Origin of the sequence: Actinomadura keratinilytica, assembly GCF_039539665.1 — a bacterium.
Classification (GTDB): domain Bacteria; phylum Actinomycetota; class Actinomycetes; order Streptosporangiales; family Streptosporangiaceae; genus Spirillospora; species Spirillospora keratinilytica.
In genome coordinates this window covers 1-13,999 of the sequence record NZ_BAABDO010000147.1, presented here as the reverse complement: position 1 = coordinate 13,999, position 13,999 = coordinate 1, and the positions used below count along the sequence as shown (strand labels likewise).

Here is a 13,999-nt window from a genome sequence, read left to right as displayed (position 1 = left end):
GCTGGGCCGACCTGGCCGAGGCGGCGTCGCGCTCGGCGGTGCGGGACCGGCCGGGCGCGGGCGCCGGCGGCGTCGTCGGGTTCGCCGCGCTGGCGTTCCTGGGCGCCCGGGTGGCGGACGGCACCGCGCTCATGCTCGACCTGCTCGGCTTCGCCGAGCGGGCGCGGGCCGCCCGGCTGGTCGTCACCGGGGAGGGCTCGCTGGACGCGCGGACGCTGCGCGGCCGCAGCACCGTCGGCATGGCCCGCGCCGCCGCCCGCGGCCGCGTGCCGGTGGTCGCGGTGGCCGACCGGCGGGGGCTGACCGGCGAGCAGCTGCGCCGCGCCCGCATCCAGGCCGTGTACGCCCTGGCCGACATCGAGCCGGACGCCGACCGCCGGGTCCGGCAGGCGGGCCCGCTGCTGGAGCAGCTCACCGTCGCGATCGCCGACGAGTGGCTGCCGGTGCGTCGCCTGGGCCGCGCCTGACCTCCCCGGCACCCCGCTGCCCTGACCACCTGCTTGACCCGTCGCCCCGCACCCTTGTCAGATCCTCGCCGTCCGGCCCGGATCCGCCCTGACCGGGACCGCCTACGACCCTGCACATGACCTGCACTGCCGTGGTTTTTGCGACCAATGAGGCGGATCGTTCCGGTCGGGCGCCAACTCCTAACAAGCCGTTTACATGCTGTTAGCAACTGCGGGGATACTCGTACACAGTGACCATGGCAGGGCGGTGCGGCCAGCACGCACCCTTGTGCCGTATCCCCAGGTCGTCGACGAGGACGGAGGGCACTGTGAAGGTCGGCGTTCCACGCGAAGTGAAGAACCACGAATACCGGGTGGCGATCACCCCGGCGGGGGTCCACGAACTGACACGCCACGGGCACGAGGTGTTCGTCGAACGCGGCGCCGGCCTGGGTTCGGCCATCCCGGACGAGGAGTACACCGGCGCCGGCGCCAAGATCCTCGACGGGCCGGACGAGGTGTGGGGCGAGGCCGAGCTGGTGCTCAAGGTCAAGGAGCCGGTCGCCGAGGAGTACCACCGCATCCGCCGCGGCCAGACGCTGTTCACCTACCTGCACCTGGCCGCGTCCCGCGCGTGCACCGACGCGCTGCTGGCGGCCGGTGCCACCGCGATCGCCTATGAGACCGTCCAGCTGCCCGACCGGTCGCTGCCGCTGCTGGCCCCGATGTCGGAGGTGGCCGGGCGGCTGGCGGCGCAGGTCGGCGCGTACAACCTGATGCGCTTCAACGGCGGCCGCGGCGTGCTGCCCGGCGGTGTGCCGGGCGTGGCGCCCGCCAAGGTGCTGGTGATCGGCGGCGGCGTGTCCGGCCTGAACGCCGCGCAGATCGCGGTCGGCATGGGCGCCGATGTCACCGTGCTGGACCTCAACCTGGACCGGCTGCGCCACATCGACGCGATCTACCAGGGCCGCATCCGCACCCTGATGTCCAGCGCCTACGCCGTCGAGCGGGAGGCCCGCGCCGCCGACCTGGTGATCGGCGCGGTGCTCATCCCCGGCGCCAAGGCGCCCACGCTGATCTCCAACGACCTGGTGGCGGCGATGAAGCCGGGTTCGGTGCTGGTGGACATCGCCATCGACCAGGGCGGTTGCTTCGAGGACTCGCGTCCCACCACGCACGCCGACCCCACGTACACCGTGCACGAGTCGGTGTTCTACTGCGTGGCCAACATGCCCGGGGCGGTGCCCAACACCTCCACCTACGCCCTCACCAATGTCACGCTGCCGTACGCGGTCGCCATCGCCGACAAGGGCTGGCGGGCCGCGCTGCGCGACGACCCCGCCCTGGCCCTCGGTCTCAACGTGCACGACGGCTCGCTGGTGTACGGGCCCGTCGCCGAGGCCCACGGACTGGAGCACGTGCCGCTGGAGTCCGTCCTGTCCTGAGCCGGTCCCCGGGCCCCGCGGCAGGGGCGCCGCCGCCGGACCGGCGATGATGGCGCTCATGGGGGAGCTGATCCTGCTGCGGCACGGCGAGACGGAGTGGAGCCGCGACCGGCGGCACACCGGGCGCACTGACCTGCCGCTGACCGAACGCGGCGAGCGGCAGGCGCGCTCGGTGGCGCCGCTGGTGCGGTCGCTGCGCGTCGCGAAGGTGCTGGCGAGTCCGGCCCGGCGCGCGCTGCGCACCGCGGAGCTGGCCGGGCTCGCCGTCGACGGCGTCGAGCCCGACCTGTGGGAGTGGGACTACGGCGGCTACGAGGGGCTCACCACCGCGCAGATCCGGCGCGGGCGTCCGGGCTGGTACCTGTGGGACGACGGCGTCGTCCCGGGCGACGCCGAGCATCCCGGGGAGACGGTCGAGCAGGTCGGGGCGCGGGTGGACGCGGTCCTGAAGCGGGTGCGTCCCCTTCTCGACGGCGACGACGGGGGCGGCGATGAGGGGGGTGGCGGCGGGGACGTGGTGCTGGTGGCGCACGGCCACGTCCTGCGGATACTCACGGCGCGCTGGCTCGGGCTGGAGCCGGCCGCCGGGCGGCTGTTCGCGCTGGGCACCGCCGCCCTGTCCAGGCTGGGCCGCGAGCACGGGCGGCCGGTGATCACGGCCTGGAACATCTCGGTCTGATTCGGGCGGGACCGATCTTTTGGGCCCGGGGTATAGCATACCCCGTGGGGGTTGGCCCCACGGAGGGGACCCCGAGGACCGAGCCCCCGTCGATTGCGAGGACGACCATGGCCACCCACCAGACCCCCACGCGCGGCTACAGCGCCACCAAGGACCAGCTGCAGACCCGCCTGCGCCGCATCGAGGGCCAGGTGCGCGGCATCGAGCGCATGGTCGAGGAAGACCGCTACTGCATCGACGTGCTCACCCAGATCAGCGCCATCCAGGCGGCCCTGGACAAGGTGGCGCTCGGCCTGCTCGACGGCCACGTGCGGCACTGCGTGGCCGAGGGCGCCCAGGAGGGCAAGGGCGACGAGATGTCCACCGAGCTGATGGCCGCGGTGGGCCGCCTCATGCGCCGCGGCTGACCCGGCCGGCGCCTCCCCGCGCCCGAGGGCGCGGGAGCGGCCCTGCTCAGGAGGCGATGGCCCAGTCGTCCTGGGCGGACTCGTACTCGCGGGTCAGGCGCAGGGCGCGCCGGGCGTCCGGCGAGTAGCGCCACTGCTCGGGGACGACGTGCGTGGTGCGGTACAGCCCCTTGAGCGTGATCGTGGCGGCCAGGTCGGAGGTGGGCAGGCCCGGCAGCCCGTACATGCGGCGGGCCCAGCGCGGCAGCGTGGCGACGACCAGCGTCGCCAGGGCGGGCGCGGCCAGCTTGAGCGGCAGGAGCCGACGGGGCACGGCCGGGTTGAACATGCGCACCAGCCCCTGGCGGGCCTCCTTGCAGGCGAAGATGTGCGGGCGCATCGCCGCGTAGTAGTCCTTCATCTCCGCGACGGAGGCGGGCACGTCAGCGGGGTCCAGGCCGACGACGGCGGCGGCGCGGCGCTGCTCGTCGACGAACCGGTCGGCGTCCTCGCGGCTCAGCGGCACGCCCGCGCGGCGCGCCACGTCGAGGTAGGAGTCGACCTCGCCCATGTGCACCCACAGCAGGTTCTCCGGGTCGTCGACGCGGAACACCTCGCCGGTGCGCAGGTCCACGCCGGTGAGCTTGGCGTGCATCCGGCGGACGCGGCGGCCGACCCGGTCGACCTCCTCGCGGGTGCCGTAGGTGCGGATCCGCACGAACTCCACGGTGCGGCCGAGCCGCGCCCAGGCGGCCTGCGGGTCCATCAGCTCGGAGTTCTGCGCGGTGCCCCACATCGAGCGCGGGTGCAGCGCCTGCAGCAGCAGGGCCCGGATCCCTCCGACGAACAGCACCGGCTCGCCCATGACCCGCCAGGTCACCGAGCCGGGTCCGAACAGACCGTAGTCCACGTCGTCCACAGCACCCCTCCGGAGTAACCGAAGACTTATCTACCCCGGTACGTACTGTGGCACACGGGTGCAAGGTCAGGTGCGGGGGCAGGGGCGAGGTCAGTCGGTGACGGGCTCGATCTCCCCCTCGTCCTCGGCGGGTTCGGGCGGCTCGGTCTGCTCGGCCACCCAGGCCAGGTAGTCCATGCTGCCCGCGACCACGGGGGTGGCGATGATCTCCGGGGTGTCGTAGGAGTGCACCTCGGTGATGAGGGTGGCCAGCTCGTCGAAGCGCTCGTCGGTGGTCTTGAAGACCACCATCCACTCCTCGGCCGTCTCGATCTCGCCCTCCCACCAGTAGGTGCTGGCGATGGGGCCGACGAGCTGCGCGCACGCGGCCAGGCGTTCGGCGACCGCGGACCTGGCCAGGTCGGCGGCCTCCTGACGCGAGTCGGTGGTCGTCGTCACCTGAACGTACGCCTGGGCCATGGACCACTCCTTCCCCCAGCCGTCGAGCGTAGTCTGTGGCGCCCGGCCGGGCGCCGGACGGGGCCCGGCCGGACTCTAGCGGGCCGGGCGGACGACCATGGCGCTGCCGCCGCCCCGGCGCACGGGTTCGGCGACCGCCTGCACCAGGCCGGGACGCAGCACCTCCAGTCCGGCGGCGGCGCCGATCGTCCCGGCGGGCGGGCCGGCGAACAGCTCCAGCCGGTGCCCGCGCGCGGCCAGCGCCGTGCCGTACCGGTCGATGAACGCCTGCTCGGCGAACACCTGCGGGGTGTTGCGCTGGGTGGCGCGCGGCGCGGCCAGGGCGGCGGGCAGGTCCATGCCCAGGTCGATCCGGTTGAGCAGGATCTGCAGGACGGTGGTGATGATGGTGGACCCGCCGGGCGTGCCGACGGCCAGCATCGGGCGGCCGTCCTCGAGCACGATCGTCGGCGCCATGCTGCTGCGCGGGCGCTTGCCCGGACCGGGCAGGTTCGGGTCGGCCGGCGCGCCCTGCGCGGGCGGCTGCAGGGTGAAGTCGGTCAGCTCGTTGTTGAGCAGGAACCCGCGGCCGGGCACGGTGAGCGCGCTGCCGCCGAACTGCTCGATGGTGATGGTGTAGGAGACGACGTTGCCCCACTTGTCGGCGACGGCCAGATGGGTGGTCTGCGGCCCCTCGTAGGCGAGGGCGCGGGTGGCGCCGCCGGGCGGGACGCAGGCCGCGTAGTCGCCGTCCGGGGAGCCGGCCGCGACGGGCGCGGCGGCGGCCCGGTCGGGGGCGATCAGGCAGGCGCGTTCCCGGGCGAAGCCGCTCGACAGCAGTTCCTTGAGCGGCACGTCGACCTTGTCGGGGTCGCCGACGTACCGGCCGCGGTCGGCGTAGGCGAGCTTGGACGCCTCCAGGAAGTAGTGGAGGGCCTTGACGGGGTCCTTGGCGTCGAACTGGAAGTTGCCGAGGATGTTGAGTGCCTCGCCGACGGTGGAGCCGCCGGAGGAGGACGGCGGCATCCCGTACACGTCCAGTCCCCGGTAGGACACGCGGGTGGGTTCGCGCCAGGTGGACCGGTAGGTCTTCAGGTCGCTCTCGCGCATCAGCCCCGGCCGCACGTTGCGCGTGGCGGAGGGCTCGACCGGCGGCTTGCGGACGGTGCGCACGATCTCCTCGCCGAGCCGCCCCCCGTACAGCCAGCCCGGCCCGCGCCTGGCCAGTTCGCGGTAGGTGCGCGCCAGGTCGGGGTTGCGGAACACCGAGCCGACGGCGGGCGGCTCGCCGCCGGGCAGGAACAGCTTGCGCGTGGGCGTGATGTCGCGGAACCGCTCCTCGTTGACGGCGGTCTGGTCGTGGAACTCCTGGTCGACGACGAAGCCCCGCTCGGCCACGTCGATCGCGGGCCGCAGCAGGGTGCCGAGGTCGCGGGTGCCGAAGCGGCGCAGCGCCAGGTCCCACTGGGCCACGGTGCCGGGCACGCCGACGCTCAGCCCGCTGGTGACGGCCTGGTCGAACGGGATGGCCTGGCCGGTGGACGGGTCGACGAACGACCGCTCGTGCATGGCCTGCGGGGCGGTCTCGCGGCCGTCCAGCGCGTACACGCGGCGGCGCTTGGCGTCGTAGTAGGTCAGGTAGCCGCCACCGCCGATCGCCGCGACGTACGGCTCGGTGACGCCGAGGGTGGCCGCGGCGGCGACGGCGGCGTCCACGGCGTTGCCGCCGCGCTTGAGCACCTCGATGGCGGCGCGGCTGGCATAGGGGTCGACGGTGGAGACCGCGCCGCCGTAGCCGGTGGCGACCGGCTGCTTGGACGGCGCCGCGACCGGGCCCGCCGTGCCGGGCGGGCTCGTGAGGGGCGGCGCGGCGAGGGGAGGCGCGGCGAGCGCGGCCGGGCCCGGTACGGCCAGCGGCACGGTCACGGCGATGACCGCGGCGAGCGCCGTGCGGAGGCGGCCGGGATGCCGGGAGCGGCGGCGGGACCGGACCGGGGGGACGGGGATCGGGGACATCGCGCTCGGTGACACTTGACCTCCCTGGGGGGACCTCGGCTCCACCGTCGCACCGATCACGGAAGGCCGCCAGAGCCCCGGCCGCCACCCGGCGATCATGTCATGCAGCCGTAACATACCCCGCCCGACACAGACGCATCGCGACTGATCCGACACCCCTCGCCACCAGCGCGGATGCCGACATAAGGAGCAAAGCTCAAGATCCCGACTTACCGGAAGTAATTACCGAACGTCGTTTCGTCTCTGAAAGGCAACGAGACAGCACCAATACGACCGAAACCATTGCTGTTTTCCCCAAACTTGGTGAACTCTTAGTGACTTCGCCAGGCTTTGTGCTCGCGATCAGCGGCGCGGGTTCAGCCATGGGGGAACCGCTACGACCCTGGGACAACCGCATGCGCAACAACATGTTCCGGCGACTGCCCGTCGAACAGGCGACCGGGCAGCTGTACGGCGGCCGGCACCGGCTGCGCGTCGCCTACCGCACCCGTGACCTGATCGTGCTGGGCCTGGGCGTCATGATCGGCTCGGGCATCTTCAAGATCGCCGGGGTGCAGGCCGCCACCGCGGCCGGGCCGGCCGTGATCGTCTCCTTCGTCATCGCGGGCGTGGTGTGCCTGCTGGCGGCGCTGTTCTACGCCGAGCTGGCGTCGGTCGTGCCGGTCGCGGGCAGCGCCTACTCCTACAGCTACGTGGCGTTCGGCGAGCTGTGGGCCTGGGTGGTCGGCTGGGCGCTGCTGCTGGAGCTGCTGCTGGCCGCCTCGGTGGTGGCGCGGGCCTGGTCGGTGTTCGCCGCGCAGGCGCTCGGCGACTTCGCCGTCCCGGTGCCGTCCTGGCTGGCCGACCTGGTCGGCCAGCCCAAGGGCTTCGACGTGTTCGCGCTCGGCATCCTGCTGCTGCTGGTGGCGGTGCTGGCCACCGGCAGCCGGCTCGGGCTGCGCACGCTGTGGTTCATGGTGCTGGCCAAGGTCGCGGTGATCGGCCTGGTCATCGGCGTCGGGCTGACGTTCTTCGACCCGGGCAACCTCAGCCCGTTCGTGCCGGCCGCCCGGCCCGCCGCCGACGGCAGCGGCCAGACCGTGCTGGACGCGGTGTTCGGCGCCGCCACCGGCAGCACGCCGCAGGTGTTCGGCATCTGGGGGGTGCTGGCCGCCGCGCCCGCCATCGCCTTCGCCTACATCGGTTTCGATCTCATCGCCACCGCCGCCGAGGAGACCCGGGACGCCCCGCGCAGCATCCCGCGCGGCATCATCGTCAGCCTGGTGACGGCCGTCGTGCTGTACATCGGGGTCGCCGTCGCCCTGGTGGGGATGGTCCCCTACGACCGGCTCGACCCGTCCGGGCCGGTGCTCGCCACCGCGTTCGACGCGGCGGGCGCGGGCGCCATGGGCAAGGTCATCGACGTGGGGGCGGTGCTCGGCCTGACCACCGTCATCCTGGTGGTGCTGATCGCGCTGACCCGGGTGGTGTTCTCCATGTCGCGGGACGGGCTGCTGCCGCGCGGGCTGGCCGAGACGCGCCGCTACGGCGTGCCGTTCCGGTCCGCGTGGGTGTCCGGCGGCGCCGCGATCGTGATGTCGCAGACCATCGACGTGCTGACGCTGGAGCAGCTGGTGGTGATCGGGACGCTGTTCGCGTTCCTGTTCGTCCCGGCGGGCGTGCTGGCGCTGCGCCGCGACCGGCCCGACCTGCACCGCCCGTTCCGCGTCCCGGCGGCCCCGCTGACCGCGACGCTGGCCATCGGCGCGGTCGGCTGGCTGATGCTCAACCTGAAGGTGCAGACCTGGGCGTACTTCCTGGCCTGGATGGCGGTCGGCGTGCTGATCTACCTGGTCTACGGGCGGCGCAAGAGCCAGTTGCGGCGGCTGCTCACCGAGAAGGCGAACCACCGCGCCGGCGCGGGCGCCGCAGGCCGCCCGGGCGCGAGTTCGGGCACGGGCGGCCCGGGCGCCGGGCCGGGCGGGCTGCCGCCGGGGGTGGCGCCGTACCCGGCGGAGCATCTTGCGCCCGGCCGGTCCCAGACGGGCGTCCGTCCGCGGCCGCAGGACACCGACCCGCGGCCGGCCGTCCCCTACAGCGCACCTTCGCCCCCGCAGAACCCGTATCTGTCGCAGCCCTACGGTCCGCGCACCTCCGGCACCGGGCCGCAGCAGCAGCCCCCGGCCGACCCGTACGCGCCGGGCGCCTCTCACCACCAGACGGGCGGCTACCCGCAGCCGGGGCCGGGCAGCAGGGGCAGGCACCGGCGCGACGACGAGACACAACAGCCGCCCTACCCCAACGAACACGACCGCTGGTAAACCCGGCAGGCGCCGCCTCCCCCCACCACGAGGGAGGCGGCGCCCACCCAGGACGCCCCACTCACCCGGATGCGGGGGACGGCGCCGCCGGGCGCGGGGCGGGAGACCCGAAACCGCGAAGCAACGGCCGAGCGGCGAGATCTAACAAGTGCGGAACAAATCGCCCATTGGGGCGGGCCGGGCATTGACCGCGCCGCCCTCCTGCGGTCTGATCTTGGAGACGCACGGCGCCCGGCTCGGGGGCGGCGCTCGCGCGGATCGTGCACTGCCTCTGGGAGGCCGGCCTTGCGCGCACTGCTCGCGACCCTCGCCGCGCTCGCTCTCGCGGGCGCGCTCCTGTCCGCTCCGTCCGCGGCCGCGGCGGCACCCGCCGACGACGGGTGCGACCCGATCGACCCGGCGTCGTGCCTGCTGCCGTTCCCCAGCGACTGGTACACGGTGCGCGACGCCCGCACCGACACCGGCCGCCGCGTCCACCTGCGCACGACGCTGCGCAACTCGCTGGGCATGCCGATCCGCCCGGACGCCTGGAACCGGTCCGACGGCTTCTCCCCCGGCTCCATGCTGCTGGCGCACGTGCCCGGCGTGGACCTGGCCCGCAGCGGCGCGGCGCCCGTCACCGACATCGGCGCGTCGCTGCGCCGCGACGCCCCGATCGTCATCGTCGACACCGCGACCGGGGAGCGCTGGCCGTACTGGGCCGAGCTGGACGCCAACGCCACGCGCGACGACCGCCGCGCCCTCATCGTCCGTCCGGCGCGCAACTTCCGCGAGGGCCACCGGTACGCGGTGGCGCTGCGCGGCCTGCGCGACGCCTCGGGGGCCGTCATCCGGCCCAACGCGGCGTTCGCCCGGATCCTCGGGCGGACGCTGCCGGCGGGCGACCCGCTGCGCGAACGGCAGCGCGCCACCAGGCGCGTCCTGGCGGACCTGGCGCGCCACGGCGTCGGCACCGAGGACCTGTACCTGGCGTGGGACTTCACCGTCGCCAGCCGCCGCGGCCTGTCGGAGCGCATGCTGCACATCCGCGACGACGCGCTGCGCGGCCTCGGCTCCACCGGCTCCCCTCCGTTCGTGGTCACGCAGGTCGCCGACGACGTGGACGAGCGGATCGGACGCGAGGTCAAGGGCGTGCTGTTCGCCCCCAGCTACCTGAACCTGCCCGGCGGCCCGCCCGGCTCGTCGTTCCACTACGGACGCAACGGGCTGCCCGCCCGGCTGCCCGCCAACACCCAGGTGGTGCCGTTCCAGTGCGAGATCCCGCGGTCGGCGTTCACCACGCCCGCGCGGGCCGCCCTGTACGGGCACGGCCTGCTGGGCAGTGAGAGCGAGGTGGCGGCGGGCAACGTCAAGGCGATGGCGGCCGAGCACGGCTTCGCGTTCTGCGCCACCAAGTGGATCGGCATGTCCAACGAGGACATCCCCAACGTCGTCACCGTGCTGGCCGACCTGAGCCGCTTCGACACCGTCGCCGACCGGCTCCAGCAGGGCATGCTCCACCAGATCCTGCTCGGGCGGGCGATGACGCGCGGCTTCCCGCAGGACAAGGCGTTCCGCACCGCCGACGGCAGGCCGCTGGTCGACGCCGCGAAGGGCGTGGTGTTCGACGGCAACAGCCAGGGCGGCATCATGGGCGGCGCGCTGACCGCCGTGTCGCCGGACGTGCGGCGCGCCGTGCTGGGCGTGCCCGCCATGAACTACAGCACGCTGCTCAACCGCAGCGCCGACTTCCCCACCTACGCCCGCGTGCTGGACGTGTTCTACCCCGACAAGCTCGACCAGCAGATCGCCATCGCGCTGATGCAGATGCTGTGGGACCGCGGCGAGGCCAACGGGTACGCCGCGCACATGACGGACCGTCCGCTGCCGGGCACGCCGTCGCACCGGGTGCTGATGCACGTCGCGTTCGGCGACCACCAGGTGGCGCCGGTGGCGGCCGAGGTCGAGGCCCGCACGATCGGGGCGCGGCTGCACGCGCCCGCGCTGCGCCCCGGGCGCAGCCCCGACCGGGTGCCGTTCTGGGGCATCCCGGCGATCGGCTCCAGCCCGTACGCGGGCTCGGCGATGGTGGTGTGGGACAGCGGCTCGCCCGCGCCGCCGACGACCAACACGCCTCCGACCGAGGGCCGCGATCCGCACTCCGACCCGCGCAACTCGCCCGACGCGCGCCGGCAGAAGGCGGTGTTCCTCAAGACCGGCGAGGTCGTCGACGTCTGCGGCGGCCCCTGCGCCATCGCCCCCGGAGGGGGCGGGTGACGGCGCGACGGGCGGACCGCATACCCCTCCCCGCGGGTCAGGTTCAGGTGACCTTCATCACCACGCGGGGCGGCCATCTGCGATGATCATTGCATGCTGCAGGTCTGCCCCAACGGTCCCCGCACCCGCTCCGACGCCGCCCACCTGCCGCTGACCCCGCACGAGCTCGCCGTCGCCGTCCGCAGCGCCGTGGTCGCGGGCGCCGAGGACGTGCACCTGCACCCCAAGGACGCCTCCGGAGCCGACTCGCTGGAGCCGGACGCGGTCGCCGAGGCGGTGACCGCCGTGCGCGCGGCCGTGCCGGGCATCCGCGTCGGCGTCACCACGGGCGCGTGGGCCGCGCCGGACCCGCGGGCCCGCGCCGAGCTGGTGCGCTCGTGGAAGGTGCTGCCCGACCACGCCTCGGTCAACTGGCACGAGGAGGGCGCCGAGCTGGTCGCCGACGCGCTGCTCGATCTGGGCGTGGAGGTCGAGGCGGGCGTGTTCTCCGGCACCGACGCGGCCCGCCGGTTCCTGGCCTGGCCGTCCGCGCACCGCGTGCTGCGGGTGCTGGCCGAGGTGACCGACACCGACCCCGACACCGCGCCGCGCACGGCCGCCGCGCTGCTGGAGGAGCTGGGCGCCGCGCGCGGCCGTCCCGTGCTGCTGCACGGCGAGGACGGCGGCGCCTGGCCGGTGCTGCGCATGGCCGCCGCGCTCGGCCTGGACACCCGCATCGGCCTGGAGGACTGCCTGGTGCTGCCCGACGGGTCGCCCGCGCCCGACAACGCGTCCCTGGTCCGCGCGGCCCGCGAGATCCTCGGCCTGGCCGCTCCCCCGCGCGACCGCGCCGTGTGACTCCGCCCCCGGGGCGCCGTCCCCGGGCACCTTTTCCGGACCGCCCGGCATGACCGCGTGCGGTTCCGCCCTGCCCTAGTGCCCGCCGCTCGGGATCCTTCCGCTGTTCCCCCAGGTCGTCCTGTGCCTCCTTGACCGTCAGATCAGCATTATCTTATGTTTCATTATCATTGATTACGGCCGTTGCCGGCTGCTTCGGCGCGGCGGGCGGCCGGGAGCGGAGGTCGGTTTGTCCGGGACCGTTCGGCGGCTGCGGGAAGACGGGCGCGGGCCGGGAGAAGGGCCCGGCGGGGCGCCTCGCTCGCCCCTGGTGACCCCCGAACGGCTCCGGGCGCTGTTCGCACCGCGGTCCTTCGCGCTCATCGGCGCCAGCGACAGGTCGGTGTTCTCCCGGCTGCTGTACGGCAACCTGTCCGCCGCGGGCCGCGCCGACGCCACGTACCTGGTGAACCGGCGCAGCCCCGAGGTGCACGGACGGCCCGCCCACCGCACGTGCGCGGAGATCGGCGGGCCCGTCGATCTGGCGTTCGTCATGGTGCCCGCCGAGGCAGCGCCCGACGCGGTGCGGGACGCGGCGGCCGCGGGGGCGCGCGGCGTCGCGGTGCTCAGCTCCGGGTACGCCGAGACCGGCGCGCAGGGGCGGCGGCGGCAGGAGGAGCTGGCGGGCCTCGCCGAGGAGCTCGGCGTCGTCCTGCTGGGCCCCAACGTGCTCGGCTTCGTCGACGTCGCGGCGGGCGTGCCGGCGATCGCGCTGGCCGATCCGCCGAGCGCGCCCGGCGACGTCGCCCTGATCTCCCAGTCCGGCGCCTGCTGCGGCGCGATGACCGATTTCGCGGCCCTGGCCGGGGTCGGGCTCTCGCACGTCATCACGGTCGGCAACGAGGCGATGGTCACCGTGGGCCATCTGGTCGACCTCCTGGTGGACGACCCGGCCACCAAGGCGATCGCGGTGTTCATGGAGGCCGTGCGCGAGCCGGAGGTGTTCGCCGCGGCGGCCCGCCGGGCGGCGCGGGCGGGCAAGGCGCTGGTGGTCCTCAAGGCGGGCCGCAGCGAGCTGGCCGCGCGGTCGGCCGCCGCGCACACCGGCGCGCTGGTGGGCGACGACCGGGTGGTCGACGCGGTGTTCCAGCGGCTCGGCGTGATCCGGGTGGACACGATCGAGGACATGCTGGTCACCGCGGGCGTCGCCGCGCACACCGGGCCGCTGGACCGGCCGGGCGCGGGGATCGTGTCGATCTCCGGCGGCGCCTGCGACATCATCGCCGACCTGGCCGACGGCGCGGGCCTGCGGCTGCCCGAGCCGGCCGAGGGCACGGTGCGGCGGCTGGCGCGGGTGCTGCCCGCCTTCGGCGCGGCGCACAACCCGCTCGACGTCACCGGCGCCGCGGTCACGGACCCGGAGATCTGGCGGGAGGCGGTGGCGGCGGTCGGCGACGACCCGTCCGTCGGCATCGTCGTCGCCGTCAACAGCCTGCCGTGGCGCGGCGACGGCCCCTTCCACGGGCAGCGGCACGTCGACGCCATCGGCGCGGGCATGGCCGCGGCCAGGGCGCCCGGCCTCTACCTGACCCAGGTGACCCAGCCGGTGGGGCCGCGGGCGCGCGCCGTCCTGGACGCCGGCGGGGTCGCCCACGTCGTCCCCGGGCTGCGGCTCGGCGTGGAGGCGATCGCGCGGCTGGCCCGCTGGTCCGCGCACCGCGCCGAGGAGGAGACGGCCCTCCGGGAGCAGGCCGTTCCGGCGCCTCGGGTCGCGCTCCCGGAGGGCGACGCCTTCTCCGAGGTGGACGCGCGGGCCCTGCTCGAGGCCGCCGGGATCCCGGTGGTCCCGGCCCGGCACGTCCGTTCGGCCGAGGAGGCCGAGCGGGCCGCCGCGGAGTTCGGCGGGCCGGTGGCGATGAAGGTCGTCTCGCCGGACATCGCCCACAAGACCGACCTGGGGTGCGTGCGCCTCGGCGTGACCGCGGGCGAGGCGGCCGCGGTGCACGACGAGCTCATGGCGGCGGCCCGGGGCGCCGCCGCGGGGGCGCGGCTGGACGGGGTGCTGGTGGCGCCCATGCGCGCCGCGGCGCCCGAGCTGCTGGTCGGCGTGACCCGCGATCCCGACTGGGGCCTGCTGCTGGCGGTGGCGCGCGGCGGCGTCCTGGTGGAGGTGCTGGACGACGCCGCGCTGTCGCCGCTGCCGGTCACGCCCGCGCGGGCGCGGGCGATGCTGACCGGGCGGCGCGGCGCGGTCGCGCTGCGCGTCGACCGCGGCGCGCCCGCCGCCGACCTGGACCG

At 74.7% G+C, this 13,999-nt stretch carries 11 protein-coding genes; 8 read left to right on the top strand and 3 right to left on the bottom strand.

Annotation, left to right across the window (positions count from 1 at the left end):
* The 4 genes from ABD879_RS29250 to ABD879_RS29235 all read left to right on the top strand — a co-directional run.
* On the top strand, window positions 1-467 hold a 467-nt coding region (locus ABD879_RS29250; protein WP_345024922.1), incomplete at its 5' end, for a glycerate kinase.
* Between the two features lie 308 nt (window positions 468-775).
* A complete protein-coding gene (ald, locus tag ABD879_RS29245) occupies window positions 776-1,891 on the top strand; it encodes an alanine dehydrogenase (protein ID WP_345024921.1) in 1,116 nt (371 codons plus the stop codon).
* A 58-nt stretch (window positions 1,892-1,949) separates the two neighbouring features.
* Window positions 1,950-2,570 carry a histidine phosphatase family protein gene (locus ABD879_RS29240; RefSeq protein ID WP_345024920.1) on the top strand — a complete coding sequence of 207 codons (621 nt, stop codon included), beginning with the start codon at window positions 1,950-1,952 and terminating at the stop codon, window positions 2,568-2,570.
* A gap of 107 nt (window positions 2,571-2,677) precedes the next feature.
* On the top strand, window positions 2,678-2,977 hold the full coding sequence (locus ABD879_RS29235) for a metal-sensitive transcriptional regulator (protein WP_345024919.1): 300 nt from the start codon (window positions 2,678-2,680) through the stop codon (window positions 2,975-2,977).
* Window positions 2,978-3,023: 46 nt separating this feature from the next.
* Here the strand turns inward: ABD879_RS29235 and ABD879_RS29230 are convergent, their stop codons facing one another.
* The 3 genes from ABD879_RS29230 to ggt form a co-directional block, all read right to left on the bottom strand.
* The gene (locus ABD879_RS29230; protein WP_345024918.1) at window positions 3,024-3,875 is read right to left on the bottom strand and encodes an oxygenase MpaB family protein; all 852 of its coding nucleotides are present in this window, start codon (window positions 3,873-3,875) and stop codon (window positions 3,024-3,026) included.
* A 90-nt stretch (window positions 3,876-3,965) separates the two neighbouring features.
* Window positions 3,966-4,334 (bottom strand): divalent-cation tolerance protein CutA, encoded by a 369-nt coding sequence (gene cutA, locus ABD879_RS29225; protein ID WP_345024917.1) that lies wholly within the window; start codon window positions 4,332-4,334, stop codon window positions 3,966-3,968.
* A gap of 75 nt (window positions 4,335-4,409) precedes the next feature.
* Window positions 4,410-6,344: a gamma-glutamyltransferase gene (ggt, locus tag ABD879_RS29220; protein ID WP_345024916.1), complete on the bottom strand. Its 1,935-nt coding sequence runs from the start codon at window positions 6,342-6,344 to the stop codon at window positions 4,410-4,412.
* Between the two features lie 380 nt (window positions 6,345-6,724).
* Here ggt and ABD879_RS29215 point away from each other — a divergent pair, with 380 nt between their 5' ends.
* The 4 genes from ABD879_RS29215 to ABD879_RS29200 all read left to right on the top strand — a co-directional run.
* Window positions 6,725-8,629: an APC family permease gene (locus ABD879_RS29215; protein WP_345024915.1), complete on the top strand. Its 1,905-nt coding sequence runs from the start codon at window positions 6,725-6,727 to the stop codon at window positions 8,627-8,629.
* Window positions 8,630-8,914: 285 nt separating this feature from the next.
* The gene (locus ABD879_RS29210; protein WP_345024914.1) at window positions 8,915-10,885 is read left to right on the top strand and encodes a hypothetical protein; all 1,971 of its coding nucleotides are present in this window, start codon (window positions 8,915-8,917) and stop codon (window positions 10,883-10,885) included.
* Between the two features lie 93 nt (window positions 10,886-10,978).
* A complete protein-coding gene (locus ABD879_RS29205) occupies window positions 10,979-11,722 on the top strand; it encodes a 3-keto-5-aminohexanoate cleavage protein (protein ID WP_345024913.1) in 744 nt (247 codons plus the stop codon).
* 310 nt (window positions 11,723-12,032) lie between these two features.
* Window positions 12,033-13,999 (top strand): acetate--CoA ligase family protein (locus ABD879_RS29200; protein WP_345024912.1); only part of this gene is annotated, 1,967 nt, incomplete at its 3' end.

Bases quoted from the DNA above. Each gene is read 5' to 3' on its own strand.
- ABD879_RS29240 (WP_345024920.1), top strand. From the start codon at position 1,950: ATGGGGGAGCTGATCCTGCTGCGGCACGGCGAGACGGAGTGGAGCCGC.
- ABD879_RS29235 (WP_345024919.1), top strand. From the start codon at position 2,678: ATGGCCACCCACCAGACCCCCACGCGCGGCTACAGCGCCACCAAGGAC.
- cutA (WP_345024917.1), bottom strand. From the start codon at position 4,334: ATGGCCCAGGCGTACGTTCAGGTGACGACGACCACCGACTCGCGTCAG.
- ABD879_RS29215 (WP_345024915.1), top strand. From the start codon at position 6,725: ATGCGCAACAACATGTTCCGGCGACTGCCCGTCGAACAGGCGACCGGG.
- ABD879_RS29205 (WP_345024913.1), top strand. From the start codon at position 10,979: ATGCTGCAGGTCTGCCCCAACGGTCCCCGCACCCGCTCCGACGCCGCC.